Source organism: Nonomuraea sp. NPDC050540, from assembly GCF_044457485.1.
Lineage (GTDB): Bacteria > Actinomycetota > Actinomycetes > Streptosporangiales > Streptosporangiaceae > Nonomuraea.
In genome coordinates, this window is the sequence record NZ_JBITHA010000002.1 from 112,546 (window position 1) to 128,042 (window position 15,497).

The following is a 15,497-nucleotide window of genomic DNA, read 5'->3' on the forward strand; positions in this document are numbered from 1 at the left end:
GGAGGGCATCAATCCCCGAACGTGATGACGACCTTGCCCGCTGAACGGCCCTGTTCCTGGTAGCGGATCGCGTCCGGGATCTGCTCGAACGGGTAACTGCGATCGATCACCGGAGAGATCTGGCCGGATTCGAGCAGGGTGGCCAGCGTGGTCAGGTTGCGGTGGTTGTCGGTGCAGCGGACCACGTCGGCCATCGCGACCCGCTGGGAGACGAACGGCCCGGCGAGCATCGTGGTGAGCATCCGGCCCGCTGGGCTGAGCCAGCGGCCGCCCGGGCCCCCGACCAGCACGTGCGCGCCCTTGGGGGTCAGGGCGCGGCGGCAGGCGGCGGTGGAGGGGCCGCCGGCGATGTCCAGCAGGAGGTCGTAGCGCTGGCGGCGCTGGGTGAAGTCCTCACGAGTACGGTCGATGACCTCCTCGGCGCCGAGCGAGGCGACCAGGGCGAGGTTGCGAGGACCGCAGACGGCCGTGACCTTCGCGCCGAGCGCCCTGGCGATCTGGACGGCGAAGGTGCCGACGCCGCCGGAGGCTCCGTTGACGAGGACGTTCTGGCCGGGGTAGCAGCCGCGCAGGGCGATCAGGGCGGTGTTGGCCGCCATGGGGACCGCGGCGGCCTGGGAGAAGGAGAGGTTACGGGGTTTGGGGACCAGCTCGCCGGCGGGCACGCGGGTGTACTCGCCGAAGCCGCCCTGCTTGGGCATGGCGTAGACCTCGTCGCCCGGCCGGAAGGCGGTGACGCCCTCGCCGACCGACTCGACCGTGCCGGCGACGTCGGCGCCGAGGATGGAGATCTTCGGGCGGCGCAGGCCGGGGCCGCCGCCCATCAGGCGGGCGATGTACGGCTGGCCGCGCATCAGGTGCCAGTCGTAGGGCTGGACCGAGGTGGCGTGCACCTTGACCAGGACTTCGCCGGCGGCGGGTTCGGGCTTCTGGACCCGGGTGAGACGCAGCGCGTCGGCTGAGCCGTACGAGCTCAGGAGGAATGCTCTCATCACACTCGTCAGGGTAGGAACGGCGCCCGCGCCGCTCATCAGCCGAAAGTACGCCTGATTGGCGGCCGATAGGACGTCTCCGCGGGAGCCTGAGGAGCGATGCCGGGCGCGGCCCGGCTCGCCACGATCGAAGGCATGAGGAGTCGTACCATCCCGGCCGCGCTGCTGGCGCTCAGTGCCGTTCCGATCGTCGCGGGCGCGATCCGCATGACCGAGTTGTCCGTGGGGGCGGCGATCACGCCGGACAACGCGCGCTTCTTCGCCGCGCCGCTTCCGGTGAGCCTGCACATCGCGGGCGCGACCGTCTATACCGTCGTCGGCGCCTTCCAGTTCGCGCCCGGTCTGCGGCGCGACCGTCCCGGCTGGCATCGCGCCGCCGGGCGCGTACTGGTGCCCGCGGGGCTGGTGGCGGCGCTCGCCGGAATGTGGATGACGTTGTTCAGCCCGCTGCCGGAGACCGACGGCACGCTGCTGGGCGTCTTTCGCGTGATCTTCGGTACGGCCATGGCCGCCTCGCTGGCCCTCGGTCTGCTCGCGATCCTGCGCCGTGACATCGCCGCCCACCGGGCCTGGATGATGCGCGCCTACGCGATCGCCCTGGGCGCGGGCACGCAGGCGTTCACGCTACTGCCGTGGTTTCTGGTCGCCGGCACGCCTGGTCAGCTTCCCAAGGCGTTGCTGATGGCCGCGGGCTGGCTGATCAATCTGGCGGTCGCCGAGTGGATCATCCGCAGGTCCTAGACGCGGTTCGTCTCGTAGGCCCACATGGCGATCTCGACGCGGTTGCGGGCGCCGAGCTTGGCCATGAGGCTGGCGATGTGCGACTTGACCGTGCTGAGCGAAATGTGCAGCTCGTCGGCGATCTCGCCGTTGGTGCGTCCGCGCGCCACGGTCAGCAAGATCTGCTCCTCCCGCTCCGTCAGCGTCTCGATCGGCCGTACGGGCGGAGAGGCCGGCCCGGTGCGCGAGAAGACACCGAGCAGCCGCGCGGTGACGCTCGGCGCGATGAGCGCGTCGCCGCAGGCGGCGGCGTGGACGGCCTGCGAGAGCAGGGCCGCGCCCGCGTTCTTGAGCAGGAAGCCCTTGGCACCGGCGCGCAACGCGGCGTAGACGTACTCGTCGAGGTCGAAGGTGGTGATGACGACCACGGCCAGCGGGTCGGCGACGTCGGGACCGGCCAGGGAGCGGGTGGCCTGGATGCCGTCGAGGCCGGGCATGCGGATGTCGAACAGGCAGACGTCGGGACGCAGGCGGCGGGCCAGCTCGACCGCGCGCCTGCCGTCGCCCGCCTGGCCGATGACCTCGATGCCGGGCTGGGCGTCGAGGATCATGGTGAGGCCGGTGAGGACGATCTCCTGGTCGTCGGCGACGAGCACTCGCACGCTCACGACCGCCTCCCCGCCCTGGGGAGGACGACGGTGACCGTCCAGCCGTGCTCGGGGCCGGGTCCGGCCTGGCAGGTGCCGCCGAGCAACTCGGCACGTTCGATCATGCCGATGATGCCGTAGCCGGAGCCGGGCCTGGGGGCGGCCGGGGGTGAGCCGTCGTCGGTCACGCTCAGCCGTACACACTCCTCCTCCGCGCTGACGCTCACCTCGATCAGGCCGACGTGGCGCGCGTGCCGCCTGGCGTTGGTGACCGACTCCTGCGCCAGCCGGTAGAGCGCCGCCCCGACCGACGCCGGCAGCTCGCCGAGGTCGCCGGGGAGATTCACCTTCACAGCCGGTACGGCGGAGCCCCGCGTGGCCAGTTCCGCGAGATCGGCGACCCCGCGTCCGGGCGCCAGTTCGGGCGGCTGGTTCTGGCGCAGCACGCGGACCATGCTGTTCATCTCGGCCAGCGCCCGAGCCGCCTCCTCCTCGATCACCTTCAGCGCGTCGGTCGCCGCGTCGGGCCGCGACGCGGAGGTGGCCAACCCGGCCTGCGCGCGGATCGCCATGGCCGAGACGTGATGGGCCACGGTGTCGTGCAGGTCGCGGGCGAGCTGGGCGCGTTCGAGCAGCTTGACCTGGTCCAGCTCACGCGAGCGGGCTCTGGCCCGGTAGCGCAGGGCGATGCCGAGCGTCGTGGCCGCCGACATCACGGCGAACGAGCCGACCACGTCGGAAGGCTCCATGCGGCCGAAGGCGGTCGAAAGCCCGACCGCCGTGATCATGGCGGCCAGTCCGATCGCGATCTCGCGCCCCGATCCCCAGCGGGCCAGCGCGTAGACGAGGATCAGCAGGTAGGCCAGGGAGTAGGCCTCCGAGGGCGCGCCACCGGTCAGCAGCGGCGCGAGTGCCGTGGCGGCGAAGACGATCAGGAGCATCCGCAGCGGATGCGTCCGCCGCCACAGCAGCGTGGGCAGCAGGACGAGGGTGAGTGACACGGCGACGACCCGGTGGGGCAGGTCGGGGCGGAGGAAGCCTTCGAGCAGCGCGACCGGCACGAGCGCGCCCACGAGCACCCAGTCACGCGGCACTCGCGCGGGCGGATCGGGGGGACGCGGTTCATTCCACAGGGAACGAATGACGGCGTGCACGGCCTCATGGTACGACTCGCCCGCTCAGCTGAGATCCCCGTACCGCTTCACACCTCATCGATACACGGTCGACGGTCGGATTGACTAACCGGATGGTTAGTTCTAGGTTCTCTTGCGGCAGCCAACTTGGATAACCAGTTAGTTAGGACCGTGTGATGGCCGACCGTTTGTTCATCGACAACCAGTGGGTACCGACTCAGGAGGTGTTGCCCGTCGTCAACCCCGCCACCGGGCAGCCCTTCGGCACCGCCCCCTCGGCCTCACGAGGCGACGCCGCACGGGCGGTGGCCGCCGCTCGCCGGGCCTTCGACCATGGCCCGTGGCCGCACACCGCTCCCCGCCACCGCGCGGATCTGCTTCGCCGCCTGGGCCAGGCCCTGCACGAGCGCCGGGAGGAGTTCGCCGACCTGGTCGTGCGCGAGAGCGGCTTCCCCCGGCCGCTGGCCGAGGCCGTCCACGTGCGGAGCGCGATCGACTTCCTGTACGACGTGGCCGACCGGCTGTTGCCCTCGATGACCTTCACCACGCCGCTCAACCCGCACGCGGCCCCGTCGATGACCGGGCGGCCGCAGACCACCCAGGGCGTGGTGGCCAGGGAAGCGGCCGGGGTGGCGGCGCTGCTCACGCCGTTCAACGCCGCGGTCCCGCTGACCGTGCACAAGCTCGCCTCGGCGCTGGCCGCCGGATGCACCACGGTGATCAAGCCGTCCCCGCACACGAGCCTGCAGGTCCTGTTGCTCGCCGAACTCGTCGAGGAGGCCGGGTTCCCGCCCGGCGTGGTCAACATCATTTCCGGTGACGTGGCCGCGGGAGTGGAGCTGACCAGCAGCCCCGGCGTCGACGTCGTCAGCTTCACCGGCTCCGACACGGTCGGCCGTACCATCGCGGCGCAGGCGTCGGCCACTTTCAAGAAGGTGGTCCTGGAACTGGGCGGCAAGTCCGCCAACATCGTCTTCGCCGACGCCGACCTGGACAGGGCGGCGCTGGAGGTCGTGGGCAACACCGTCACCAACGCGGGACAGGGCTGCCTGCTGCTGACGCGGACCCTGGTGGACGCACGCGTGCACGACGAACTGGTCGCCAAGGTGATCCCGATGCTGGCCGCCGTCACCATCGGCGACCCGGCGGACCCGGCGACGGTCATGGGCCCTCTCATCAGCGCCGCCGAGCGCGACCGCGTCGAGGCGATGATCCGCCAAGGCCAGGCCGAAGGCGCCGTCCTCGCCTACGGCGGCAACCGCCCGCCCGGCCTTGCTCAGGGCTTCTACCTGGAGCCCACCCTGTTCACCGGGGTCGAGAACTCCATGACCATCGCCCAGCGGGAGTTCTTCGGCCCCGTCAACGTGGTCATCCCCTTCTCCGGCGACGACGAGGCCGTACAGATCGCCAACGACAGCGACTACGGCCTCAACGCCGGCATCTTCACCCGCGACTTCGCTCGCGCCCACGCCGTCGCCCGCCGGATCCGCAGCGGCACCGTCAACATCAACGCCTCCTGGGGGATCAACCCCGACGCGCCCTTCGGCGGGTTCAAGCACAGCGGCCTCGGCCGCGAAGGCGGCGCCTACGGCATTGCCGAGTTCCTGGAGCACAAGTACATCTCCTGGCCGGTCGGCGCCATCTAACCGGTTAGTCACTCTGTCACAATGGACGCCATGTCCCGCGCCGAGGCCACCAAAAGCCGCATCCTCCAGGCCGCCACCGCGGAGTTCGCCGCCTACGGATTCGCCGGCGCCCGGGTGGACCGTATCGCCAAGGCGGCTTCGGTGAACAAGAACCTCATCTACGTCTACTTCACGAACAAGGACACCCTGTTCGAGACGGTCTTCGACGCCGAGGTCGCCAAGGGCCTGGACGCGGTTCCGTTCACGGTCGATGACCTGCCCGGGTACGCCAGGCGTGTCCACGAGCACTGTCATCGGCACCCCTCGGTCATCCGGCTGGTCGCCTGGCACCGGCTGGAACGCGCGGACCGGCCCGATCCCACCGCGATCTCGCCCTCTCACGCCGCCAAGCTGGGCGCGATCGAAACCGCCCAGCGCGAAGGACGCCTCAGCGACACCTTCAAACCAGACATCCTCCTGGCGCTCATCGTCGCCCTGGCCACCTCCGACGGCCCCGTCGGCGCCGCCGCTCTCCCCCACCGGCCCGGCCACGCCGACGAGATCGGCGGGGCGATCGCCGAGGCGGTGCGCAACCTTACCGCCGGCCGCTGATCACACTGAGTCGCCGCCGAGGTCGGCCAGGCCGACCTCGCCGTCGGGCAGCCGCTGGACGTCCGGGTGGGCGCGCAGGCCGTCGAGCATGAGCGCCAGGTAGCGGTCCACGCCGCGCTGGGTGAGCTCGGTGCGCAGGCCGGGCATGGGCCGCAGCAGCAGGGCCGTCATCATCGCCAGATCTCCGGCGTCCACGTCGCGGCGCAGGTCGCCGTCGGCCTGGGCCCGCTGGACGAGCCGGTCGAGGATCTTCAGCAGGATCTGGCGCAGCCGCCGTTGTTCGGGGTCGGCGTGGACCTGCTCCCAGGTGCTGGCGAACCAGATCGACAGCCAGGTGGCCAGCCGCAGTTCGGCGGCGGCTCGGTGGATGAAGCGCGAGAGCGCCCGCCAGGCGTCCGGCTCCTCGTCCTCGGCGTGGGGTACGGCAAGGCCCTGGCCGGCCACATCACCCGCGGCACGCCCCTGGACCACTGGCGACCGGACCGCTTCGGCGACCGGTTCACCACCCAGGCGCAGGTCGTGGCGGCCCTCCAGGCGGCACTCGACGACACCTTCCTGATTCCGCCGACGTCATTCCCACGTGACGCTTCAGCCTCATGGCCGGCAGCTGGCTCGGCGCGGCGGGTATGCGGCGGCGCCCGCTACGGCGCCGACCCCCGACCCGTGGCCGCGGCGCGGTCGCGGTGGGCGCGGATCTCGTCGTGGTGGTCGGAGGCCCAGCCGATCAGCTGTTTGACGATGTCGAGCAGGCCGTGGCTGAGCGGGGTGAGGGTGTACTCGACACGCGGCGGAACCTCCGCGTAGGCCGTGCGGGTGATCAGCCCGTCCTGCTGGAGCTGGCGCAGGGTGTGACTGAGCATGCGCTGGGAGATGCCGGGGACGTCGCGCTGCAGGTCGGTGTAGCGCAGGGCGCCGTCCTCAAGGATCGAGATGATCAGCATGCTCCACTTGTCGCCGACCCGGTCCAGGATCTGGCGGACGAAGGCCATCTGGTCGGCCGGGATCGCCGCGCAGGGCCCCCGGCTCGCGGCGGTCGCCGATCCCTCCGCGTGCTCCATGACGCACATTCCCCTCCGTGACGCACAGTGATGTGCCTTTTGTAAGCCTCTCCATGCTGTCCTATCTTGACGTTACGCACAAATAGTAGGAATCAGGGGGAATCCACCGGTCCTTCCCGCTCGGCAGCGCCTTCCCTCTTCACCGTCCGTGACGCTCCGCACCTTCGGTACGGAAGAACCGGGCGGCATGGGAGGCGATCTTCCGCGCCTGCTGAAGCCGTCTTCGCTGGAGCACCTCCTGACCCGTACCCAAGAGAAAGTGAACTGATCATGCCTACTCTCGCCATCGTCGGCGCCGGCCCCGGCATGGGCCTCGCCATCGCCCGCACCTTCGGCTCTCAGGGCTACGACGTCGCTCTCATCGCCCGCAACCGAGCCAAGCTCGACGACCTCGCCGGCCGGCTCACCGCGGAGGGCGTCACCGCCGCCGCGTTCCCGGCCGACGTGCTCGACCACGACGCGCTGACCCAGGCCCTCAAGGACGCCGCCACCCGCTTCGGCGGCATCGACGTCCTGGAGCACTCCCCGGCCCCGAGCATCGGCTCCCTGGCCCTCGCCTCCCCGTCCCAGACCAACCCGTCCGACGTGCAGGGGCTGATCGACCTGCTCCTCTACAGCGCCATCACCGCCACCCGGGCCGTCCTCCCCGCGATGCGTGAGGCCGGCGCGGGCACCCTGCTCTACACCAACGGAGGCGGCTCGGTCGACCCCCACCCGATACTCGGCAACGTCAACGCCGCCCAGGCAGCGCTGCGCAACTGGGTACTCAACCTGCGCAAGGAACTGGCCGGCACCGGCATCCAGGCCGCGCACGTCGCCATCGGCGTGTGGATCGGCGCGGGCGGCCCTCCCGGCGCCCCGACCGCGCAGGCCGAGGAGATCGCCCCTCTCTACTGGGACCTGCACACCCAACGCGACGAAGCGGAACGCGTCTTCACCGCCTGACGGCGGTCAGCCGAGGTTCAGCAGGCCCTGATCCACCACGGCTCTGCCCAAGGGGCGGGAGATCTCCGCCAGCCGTTCGCAGCCGTCCTCGCCCAGCGCGGCGTAGGCGGACAGTGCGAGTTCGTCCGTGCGGTCCTCGATGTGCTTGCGCAGGGTCTTGCCCTGCTCGCTGAGCTCCTCGCCCTCGACCAGGCCGCGCTCACGCAGTCGCTGCTCGGCCGCCGTCCACTCCTGCTCCGGCCAGGCCCGGCTGACCTTGAGGAACACCGGCGGGACCGTGCCGCTGGCGGCATGCAGGACCAGCGCCTCCAGGGGGCCGATGCCCTCGGTGAGCAGGGTCGCCACGTGGCCGTCGCCGCGGAACTCGCGCAGCAACGTCTGGGCGTGCCACAGCTGCTCGATCGGCTCGTCCGGCCAGGGCAGCGTGGCGTGCGCGGCGAACAGCGGGCGGCCGTGCGGATGCTCGCACGCCGCCTCGGCCGCCCTTCTGGCCAGGGTGAGCGTTTCCGGCATGGTCGGCTGCTCGTGGATCCCGGCTCTGCGCAGGGCCGCGGCCGCGGCTTCGCGGCGGGCGTCGAGGATCTTGTCGGGGGTGGTGACGTCCCATGCCGCCGGTACGGCCCGCCGTACGAGATCGGGGTTGAAGTTGTAGAAGGTGGCGATGACCAGTTCCGCGGACGCCCGCCCGAACGGCGCCGAGCGGGAGGCGAAGTAGCCCGCCCGGTCCTTCAGACCCAGCGCGGCATAGCGGTCATGGGCCTCGGGGACGAAGTAGATCATGCCGTGCACCGGTTCGAGGCGGCGCCAGGCGACACGTGCTGCCTTCATGTCCGACCCCCTTTCTAGAACGACATTCTGGTAGGTCGGCGTCCGCGAGGCAAGCGGCACGTTCGACGCCGGGCCGGTCCAGCGGCCCCGCGCAGTTCACCACGTCCACCGGCGACATCGTGCGCTGGCCGGTGGACCAGGCGACCGGCCTGCTCACCGGCACCGCGGGCGCCCGCCTGCGGACCCGGATCCCGGGCCTGCACGGCGGCACCTCCCACGACGGCCGGTACGTGCTGGCCGGACCGTGCCCGGAGTGGGTCGGCGGCATGTACGACATCCCCAGCTGCGTCTACACCGCCGGGACCGGCGAGCCCACCAAGCTGTGGACCCGCGGCGGAACCAACCTGGAGAACCTCGCCTGCCAACCGGCCTCCGACCGCCTGTGGATGCTGAACGAGGCGCCCCGCAAGCGGGTCGTCTACCACCACCCCTGGCCGCGCTGACCCCGTTCTCAGAACGCGCTCATGCCCACGGGAACCCCGGCCTCGACGGCCGCTCGGATGACCGGCTCGGCGTCGTCCGGACGGCGCCCGCCGTACACCTCGATGAGCTGCAGCTCACCGGCCATCGCGGCGGCCGCCGCCGCGGCGCCGGCGAGGTCGGGGACCCCCAGCAATGTCGTACGCCCGCCCTCGTCCCGATGCCGCACCACGCGGTCGGACCCGGGGTCGGCACCCGGGTGCACGATGAGGAACGCCTCCGCCAGGACCTCGCCCGCCTCGAACCGCGCCTTGTAGTCGGCGACGGAGGTCAGCGACTCGAACCCGTAGTAGATCGCCCCGACCGGGACGCTCTCCCCCAGGACCCGGCGCGCCTCGGCATGCCCCACGGCCCCGAACCCGCCGCACAACTCGAACCGGTCCACACCCTCGGCGGCCAGCCGCTTCACCAGTCCGGCCAGTTGCCCGGGTTCCGGGACTGCCCGGACCCGGGTCCTGCCGTGCTCGTTCTCGATCACCAGGACGTCGGCCAGTGGGTCGGCGCCCACCTCTTCATAAATGATCACTCTGTCTTCGCTCATGAGCTCAGTCTGTAACCTCAACCAATATTGAGGTCAACCCATCGGCGCCCTTTCTGTCGGTGGGTGCGCCCCAGGTTGACGGCCTCATCGCCCTCCGGCGTCTCGGTGTCGTACGTTGAGCGTCACCCAGGACAGGAACGGAGGCGGGCGGTGACATCAGACGGGCCCGTGATGGCCGAGTTGGAGGCTTTCGTCGGCAGCGGGCGCAAGCACGGGGCGCGCAAGCGGGTCATCCTGCTGCAGGCCGCCCGCCTGTTCGTCGAGCGCGGATACGACCTCACCGGGATCGACGACATCGGCGCGGCGGCCGGCGTCAGCGGGCCCGCGGTCTACCGGCATTTCGCGGGCAAGCAGGCCATTCTCATCGCGTTGATCGAGTTGTCGCTGGAACGGCTGGGAGAGGGCGGGCGGGCCGTACTGACCGCGCGGGAGCAGTCTCCCGAGGAGCGACTGGTCGCGCTCATCGAGTGGTTCGCGGCATTCGCCCTGGAGAACCAGGAGCTGATGCTGATCCTTCAGGGTGAGCTGCCGAGGCTCCCCGAGGAGGACCGCCGACGTCTCATCCGTGAGATGCGCGTGGTGCGCGAGGAGTGGGTCTCCCTCCTTCTCCAGGTACGGCCGGACCTGTCCGCATTGGGCGCCCAGATCGCGGTCATATCCGCCATGGGCATGGTCACGCCGGTGATCGCCGCCCGTCTCGGTGGCGACGTCGCGGTTGTCCGTGACCACCTGAGAGCGCAGATGCTCGCGGTGATGCGGGCGCCCGCTCCCTGACCACTTCCGCCAAAAAGTTAACGCGTCTATACTTTTTGGCGGAAGCAGTCTGCCGAGACGGGAGCACGCGATGGAACGCTGGATCGAGAGCAACGGGATCCGACTGTGGTGCGAGACCTTGGGAGATCCGGACGACCCGGCGATCTTGCTCGTGATGGGGCTCGGCGCCCAGGGAACCTCCTGGCCGGACGACCTGTGCGACATGCTCCAGGCCGGAGGGCGCCATGTCATTCGCTACGACAACCGCGACACCGGCCTGTCCGGCTCCGTCGACTACGAGACACGCCCATACACCCTGACCGACCTGGCCGACGACGCGATCGGCCTGCTCGACGGGCTGGGCGTCAAGGCCGCGCACGTGGTCGGAGCCTCGATGGGCGGCATGATCGCTCAGGAGATCGCCCTGGAACACCCTGACCGGGTGCGCACCCTGACGGCCGTCATGTCCGCGGCCGCCGCCGTCGACCCTCAGACCAGCAGCTTCCGCGGCTCCGAGCGCGACCCGCGACTGGTCGCGTGGGACGCCCGGCAGACCACCGACCCTCCCACCACCGACGAGCAGCGCATCCAGTCCCGGATCGACCTGGCCCGCATCCTGTCGGGCTCGATCGCCCCGTTCGACGAGGCGGCCACGCGCCGGGTCATCGAGCGGGAAGCGGCCCGAGCCGGCGACATGACTCACTCGATGCGGAACCACATCCTCGCGGTGATGGCCTCACGCGACCGTTCCGATCTTGTCGGCTCGATCACCGCCCCCACGCTGGTCATCCACGGCACGGAGGATCCCATGGCCCCCTTCGAACAGGGCCGCGCGCTGGCCGCGGCGATCCCCGGCGGCGTCCTGGTGCCCATCGAGGGAATGGGCCACGGCCTGCCCGCGCCGGCACTCCCCCGCATCGCCGCCGCCATCCTCCAGCACACCGCCTGAACCCGCTGGAATCCCGGCCGGTGCCCGTTCCGGCGACCACCTGGCGTGCGCCGGCCGTCGGGGTATGTTCAGGTCGACGATTCGCCCAGGATCGGGGAGCTATGTCGGCTGAGGTACGGGCTCCGCCAGCACACCGGTCGGCCGGCGAAGCGCGAGCACGGGATCGTCGTGCAGGACCGCGGCGTGGAGTTGCCGAAGCCGGGGTCCGGGAGCGATGCCGAGCTCGTGGGCCAGCCGCCTGCGAACGCGCGTGTAAGCGTCCAGTGCCTCGGCGCGACGGCCGGACCGGTAGAGCGCGACCATGAGCAGGGCCCAGAGTTCCTCGCGCAGGGGATGATGCGTGACCAGCCGGTGCAGGTCGTCGGAGGCCGCCGCGTGCTCGCCGAGCCGGATTCTCGTCAGGTGGTACTGCTCCAACGCCCACAACCGCCGCTCGCTCAGCCGGGTGAGCTCCGAACGCAAGGCAGGCCCCGCCCGGCCGCCCTGCACGGGTGCGCCCCGCCACAGTCCTACCGCCTCCCGCAGTACGGTCACCGCCCGAGGCAGGTCATCGGCGGCGAGCACGCGCTCGGCATCGTCCAGTAACCTCTCGAAGACTTCGGCGTCCAGTTCGCCGGGCTGAACCACGAACAGGTAGCCACCGCTGCGGGTGAGCAGCCGGTCTCCGCCGCCCAGGAACGCGTGCAGGCGACGGCGCAGACTGCACACATAGCTCCGCAGATTGGTTTCCGGAGATGCCAGCGGGCGATCCCACACGGATTCGACGAGATAGCCGACGCTCACGGGCTCGTTCGCATGCAACAGCAGCGCGCCGAGCAGGGTCTGTTCCCGCGCCCCACCGAGGTTGACGCGAGTACCGTCCTTGAGCACTTCCATGGCACCCAACAGCCGGAACTCCACCTGTCCTGTCACCCCAGAGTTCAGCATGTCAATGCCCCGATCCTCCCGACGAATTCGAACCGGCCGCCTGCGATGTGGAGCATAAAACCTCCGTAGTTGATATTTGCTTACCGGTAGGCGTCAACCCTTCGCGCAGCGTGTGACAGAGCGGCCATTCCCGTGGTCATCGCGAATTGATATGTCGTGCTGGACGCTAGCCTGGCGCGCTTTTGATCCGTTATCGACCATCGACACGGCCCGCAGTTCTGGCGGGCACCGATGGTTATGGAACGCGCACAACGGACCGCGGCCATGTCGATTCGGAACCGGATGAGGCGGCGCGATGACGAAGGCCCCGGTGACCTGCACCCACGCGACGGCTGGGCACGATGACCTTCGTCCGGCGAGATCGTCTTCTCAGGACGAGGCGGACTGTCCGACTTCACGCCCCGGCCAGGGCCTCGTCCGGCCCAGGAGCAGCGGTACGGCCCTTCCGCCGAAACCGCCGCGGCTTCTGCGGTACTCCGCTGTGTCGTTCATCCGGGGGAACGGCTCAGCCGGCACCGGTACATCGAGGAATTCGCAGAGAGGCTCCCAGCCCGCGCGAACGTCGAGAACGAGTAGCCGGTCAGAGGGAACGGTCTCCTGAATCAGAGCCGTGTGCTCCTGGAACAGCTCGATGGCGCGTTGCGGTTTCCGCTCGGCCACCAGTCGCTGGGCCCGCGCTTCGAGCGTGAGCTGAAAGAGCCTGACAAGTGGAGCGAGATCCGTACCGCCCATCGACGACAGGAGGACGGCGGCCCTGCCTGGTAGCGAATTGACGCGCCCGCGCCGCTTGAAGAGCGTCTTCTGCATGCTGTCCAGCCAGCGCTCGGGGTCGCGCACCGTGTGGACGACCTTCACCTCCGGATAACTGTGGAAAATCCTCTGCCAGCAGGCGGAGGCCGGTTCGCCGAGAAGTGATTCATAGCCGTCGAGGATGTCTCCCCAATGCGCCGAGTCATCCTGCATGATCCCAAGAAGCGGCCGGATCAACTCAGTTCTGGTAAATATCTCCCCCGCGCTGAAGCACGGTCCGAACCCGAGCCGTACCAGCGCGACCTCAAGGGAGGTCGTTCCCGTACGGCCGAGCCCGGTAGCCATGACCTGCATCGTGCCTGTTCCTTTCTCGTCGGCCGCGCTGTCCTTGGTCACGAGGGACGGGGAACGTCTACGCGGAACTGCTGGGCCAGATGGTCGGAGAAGGCCCCTCCACCGGCGAGCTGGTGGTTCGAGACGGCCACGTCGCCCTTGGTGTACAGCCAATCGAGACGCCACAGCGGGGGCAACGAGTAGTCGCGGACAGGCCACGTGTGAGGTGGTGCCACGGAGCCCTGGGGCCAATGCGCCTGCGTACCGGCTCCGAGGGGGTACAGCTCCATCCAGGGCGTGTTGAAGTCACCTGCCAGCACCGCCGGATGGGGATTGCCGGCAATATCCGTCCGCAATCCGTGCAACTCCTTGAGCCGCCATTTGGCCTGTTCCTCAAGGAGCGGGAGGGTCTGGTTCGTGAAGACGCCGGAGAGACTTCCGCGAAAGGGGTTGTCCCCCAGCCGGAAGGGCGTCGGCAGATGAACGTTGTAGAAGGAGACCGTGCGCCCATCGACCCGGATGTCGGTGCGCTGGGCCTTGGCCGCCTTCCAGAACCAATCCGACCCAGTATCGGGAAGTTGCTGATGGTGCGTCGCGACGATGGGCAGCCGAGAAAGAGTGACGAATGTACTGTCAACGGACAGTTGGTATCCCGGGAACTCCGCGCGCAACCGAGCCGATTCATCAATGCGGAACACGTGATTGTACGGCGCGGCCTCCTTCGCGTAGAGATATTCCTGCAAGAGATAGACATCGGCATTCTGCCGGCGCAGGAAGGCGTAGAAGGCTTCCTTGTCATCCCACATCTGCCAGTATCCGGTGTTCCACGAGAACACCTTGATCCCCCCGGGGGCGCTTGTGGTGGTACCCGACCATCCACGGCCATAGCCAGCCAGATAGCCCCCGACCACCAGCAGGCAAACCAGGACAATCGACAGCCAGCGGCGGACCGGGCGCGCGAACCACACGAATACGAGGAGCAGCAGCGGCACCGCCACCGCCGCCACCGGAGGGGTGGCTTCGAAGATGGACCACACCCACCAGCGTCCGGCGAACAGGATGAGCAAGCCGAGATAGGTGATCCACGCCGCTGTGGCGGCTACGAGGAGTCGCGTTCCCCTGCACCAGCGGCGGGCCGTCGGGATCTGTTGTGGATCCCCGGTGACGTCTTCGCCGGTCGAGGACAAGGACGAATGGGCTTCTGGCGCCTGCGTGTCTTCCATCGAAACGTGCGTCCTAACTAGCCTGTCGATAGCGTGCCTGACGGTTTCTCGCTGTTCTGCCGCCCTTTACGCAGCGAATTCCGGCCAGCAACCCCAGAACGCCCAGGGTCGCGCCCACGTGGCCCAAGGTCGTGATGGCCCGGCTCAACAACAACAGAGTGACCAGATCCGGGCCACCGAGCAGGACGCCGAAGGTGAGGCTGAGCACGGCCTCGCGTACCCCCAAGCCGGCGGGCGCGAACGACAGCCCTCCGGCAACGGCGCTCAGCGCGAAGCCCCCCACGCCAAGCGTCATGGCAGACATCGCCGGCGCGCCAAGGGCGATCCCGATGACCGCCGCATGCAGGCCCGTGCACCACCATCCAAGGACGCTCAGGGCGATCACCGCCGTTGACACCTTGCCGGTGGGAAGCGTGATCTCACGCTCGCCACGTCGCAATATCCGCTGGCCGAGTCCGATCAGTCGTCTCAGCAGGGGCGGCGCCAGCATGACCGCATAGGCGCAGAGCAAAGGTGGCAGTATCAGCCACCATTGAGGACCGTTCGACACCAGTTGCGGGAGGGCGAGCAACCCGACCATGGTGCCGCCGATCGCGGTCATGATCATCGTCGCCAGGCCCGCACCGAGAAGCCCGGTCGCCGGCACCCCAACCTTCCGCGCGAGCGCGGCTTGGGTGACAGTGGGCCACATCGCTCCGGGAAGATAGATCGTCACTCCGGAGACGAAGAAGAGCCAGGCCGCATCGGAAAGAGCCAGGCGACCGCAGGTACGCGTTACCAGCAACCGCCATCCGAAGAATCCAGGAAAATTCCCCAGCACGGTGAGCCCCACCGCGAGACCAACGGCGCCCAGACCCACGGAACTCAGGCTGTCTTCAAGCTCATGTCGTACGCGCCATACCTGCCAGCACAAGAAGATGGCGAGGGCCAAATAGATGACCACTCTCAGAAGCTTGAATGCGCCCTTCGACGAACGCACCG

Annotated in this window: 18 protein-coding genes; 7 read left to right on the top strand and 11 right to left on the bottom strand. The window is 69.3% G+C overall.

The window, feature by feature from the left end; all coding sequences use genetic code 11:
• Nucleotides 1–8: 8 nt before the first annotated feature.
• Nucleotides 9–992 carry an NAD(P)-dependent alcohol dehydrogenase gene (locus ACIBI5_RS06980; protein WP_397244016.1) on the bottom strand — a complete coding sequence of 328 codons (984 nt, stop codon included), beginning with the start codon at nucleotides 990–992 and terminating at the stop codon, nucleotides 9–11.
• Between the two features lie 135 nt (nucleotides 993–1,127).
• Here ACIBI5_RS06980 and ACIBI5_RS06985 point away from each other — a divergent pair, with 135 nt between their 5' ends.
• A complete protein-coding gene (locus ACIBI5_RS06985) occupies nucleotides 1,128–1,733 on the top strand; it encodes a DUF2306 domain-containing protein (protein ID WP_397244017.1) in 606 nt (201 codons plus the stop codon).
• Here the strand turns inward: ACIBI5_RS06985 and ACIBI5_RS06990 are convergent.
• Together ACIBI5_RS06990 and ACIBI5_RS06995 are read right to left on the bottom strand one after the other, a co-directional pair.
• Complete coding sequence (locus ACIBI5_RS06990) at nucleotides 1,730–2,380, bottom strand: response regulator (protein WP_397244018.1); 651 nt, start codon at nucleotides 2,378–2,380, stop codon at nucleotides 1,730–1,732. The genes ACIBI5_RS06985 and ACIBI5_RS06990 overlap by 4 nt on opposite strands.
• Nucleotides 2,377–3,513 carry a sensor histidine kinase gene (locus ACIBI5_RS06995; RefSeq protein WP_397244019.1) on the bottom strand — a complete coding sequence of 379 codons (1,137 nt, stop codon included), beginning with the start codon at nucleotides 3,511–3,513 and terminating at the stop codon, nucleotides 2,377–2,379. The genes ACIBI5_RS06990 and ACIBI5_RS06995 overlap by 4 nt, the downstream gene beginning before the upstream one ends.
• Before the next feature lie 155 nt (nucleotides 3,514–3,668).
• Between ACIBI5_RS06995 and ACIBI5_RS07000 the strand changes: the two genes are divergently transcribed.
• Together ACIBI5_RS07000 and ACIBI5_RS07005 are read left to right on the top strand one after the other, a co-directional pair.
• Entirely contained in the window at nucleotides 3,669–5,138 is a 1,470-nt protein-coding gene (locus ACIBI5_RS07000; protein ID WP_397244020.1) for an aldehyde dehydrogenase family protein, read from the top strand.
• A gap of 30 nt (nucleotides 5,139–5,168) precedes the next feature.
• Nucleotides 5,169–5,729 carry a TetR family transcriptional regulator gene (locus ACIBI5_RS07005; RefSeq protein ID WP_397244021.1) on the top strand — a complete coding sequence of 187 codons (561 nt, stop codon included), beginning with the start codon at nucleotides 5,169–5,171 and terminating at the stop codon, nucleotides 5,727–5,729.
• Here the strand turns inward: ACIBI5_RS07005 and ACIBI5_RS07010 are convergent, their stop codons facing one another.
• Together ACIBI5_RS07010 and ACIBI5_RS07015 are read right to left on the bottom strand one after the other, a co-directional pair.
• Nucleotides 5,730–6,173 carry a hypothetical protein gene (locus ACIBI5_RS07010; RefSeq protein WP_397244022.1) on the bottom strand — a complete coding sequence of 148 codons (444 nt, stop codon included), beginning with the start codon at nucleotides 6,171–6,173 and terminating at the stop codon, nucleotides 5,730–5,732. It lies immediately after the preceding gene.
• A 197-nt stretch (nucleotides 6,174–6,370) separates the two neighbouring features.
• Complete coding sequence (locus tag ACIBI5_RS07015) at nucleotides 6,371–6,787, bottom strand: winged helix-turn-helix transcriptional regulator (RefSeq protein WP_397244023.1); 417 nt, start codon at nucleotides 6,785–6,787, stop codon at nucleotides 6,371–6,373.
• Between the two features lie 270 nt (nucleotides 6,788–7,057).
• Between ACIBI5_RS07015 and ACIBI5_RS07020 the strand changes: the two genes are divergently transcribed.
• Complete coding sequence (locus ACIBI5_RS07020; RefSeq protein WP_397244025.1) at nucleotides 7,058–7,732, top strand: SDR family NAD(P)-dependent oxidoreductase; 675 nt, start codon at nucleotides 7,058–7,060, stop codon at nucleotides 7,730–7,732.
• 6 nt (nucleotides 7,733–7,738) lie between these two features.
• On the opposite strand, the gene ACIBI5_RS07025 is transcribed toward ACIBI5_RS07020, so the two are convergent.
• Entirely contained in the window at nucleotides 7,739–8,560 is an 822-nt protein-coding gene (locus ACIBI5_RS07025) for a hypothetical protein (RefSeq protein ID WP_397244027.1), read from the bottom strand.
• Between the two features lie 119 nt (nucleotides 8,561–8,679).
• Between ACIBI5_RS07025 and ACIBI5_RS07030 the strand changes: the two genes are divergently transcribed.
• Nucleotides 8,680–9,003 carry a hypothetical protein gene (locus ACIBI5_RS07030; RefSeq protein ID WP_397244029.1) on the top strand — a complete coding sequence of 108 codons (324 nt, stop codon included), beginning with the start codon at nucleotides 8,680–8,682 and terminating at the stop codon, nucleotides 9,001–9,003.
• An 8-nt stretch (nucleotides 9,004–9,011) separates the two neighbouring features.
• Here ACIBI5_RS07030 and ACIBI5_RS07035 read toward each other — a convergent pair whose 3' ends face one another.
• Complete coding sequence (locus ACIBI5_RS07035) at nucleotides 9,012–9,581, bottom strand: DUF6506 family protein (RefSeq protein WP_397244031.1); 570 nt, start codon at nucleotides 9,579–9,581, stop codon at nucleotides 9,012–9,014.
• Nucleotides 9,582–9,731: 150 nt separating this feature from the next.
• On the opposite strand from ACIBI5_RS07035, the gene ACIBI5_RS07040 reads away from it, so the two are divergent.
• The gene (locus ACIBI5_RS07040) at nucleotides 9,732–10,355 is read left to right on the top strand and encodes a TetR/AcrR family transcriptional regulator (RefSeq protein ID WP_397244033.1); all 624 of its coding nucleotides are present in this window, start codon (nucleotides 9,732–9,734) and stop codon (nucleotides 10,353–10,355) included.
• 70 nt (nucleotides 10,356–10,425) lie between these two features.
• Nucleotides 10,426–11,283: an alpha/beta fold hydrolase gene (locus tag ACIBI5_RS07045; protein WP_397244035.1), complete on the top strand. Its 858-nt coding sequence runs from the start codon at nucleotides 10,426–10,428 to the stop codon at nucleotides 11,281–11,283.
• Nucleotides 11,284–11,382: 99 nt separating this feature from the next.
• On the opposite strand, the gene ACIBI5_RS07050 is transcribed toward ACIBI5_RS07045, so the two are convergent.
• The 4 genes from ACIBI5_RS07050 to ACIBI5_RS07065 form a co-directional block, all read right to left on the bottom strand.
• Entirely contained in the window at nucleotides 11,383–12,183 is an 801-nt protein-coding gene (locus tag ACIBI5_RS07050) for a BTAD domain-containing putative transcriptional regulator (protein WP_397244037.1), read from the bottom strand.
• Nucleotides 12,184–12,579: 396 nt separating this feature from the next.
• Nucleotides 12,580–13,356: a sulfotransferase family protein gene (locus ACIBI5_RS07055; RefSeq protein ID WP_397244039.1), complete on the bottom strand. Its 777-nt coding sequence runs from the start codon at nucleotides 13,354–13,356 to the stop codon at nucleotides 12,580–12,582.
• Nucleotides 13,353–14,516 carry an endonuclease/exonuclease/phosphatase family protein gene (locus ACIBI5_RS07060; RefSeq protein ID WP_397244041.1) on the bottom strand — a complete coding sequence of 388 codons (1,164 nt, stop codon included), beginning with the start codon at nucleotides 14,514–14,516 and terminating at the stop codon, nucleotides 13,353–13,355. Before ACIBI5_RS07060 ends, ACIBI5_RS07055 begins: the two co-directional genes overlap by 4 nt.
• A 13-nt stretch (nucleotides 14,517–14,529) precedes the next feature.
• On the bottom strand, nucleotides 14,530–15,495 hold the full coding sequence (locus ACIBI5_RS07065; RefSeq protein WP_397244043.1) for a lysylphosphatidylglycerol synthase domain-containing protein: 966 nt from the start codon (nucleotides 15,493–15,495) through the stop codon (nucleotides 14,530–14,532).
• Nucleotides 15,496–15,497 lie beyond the last annotated feature (2 nt).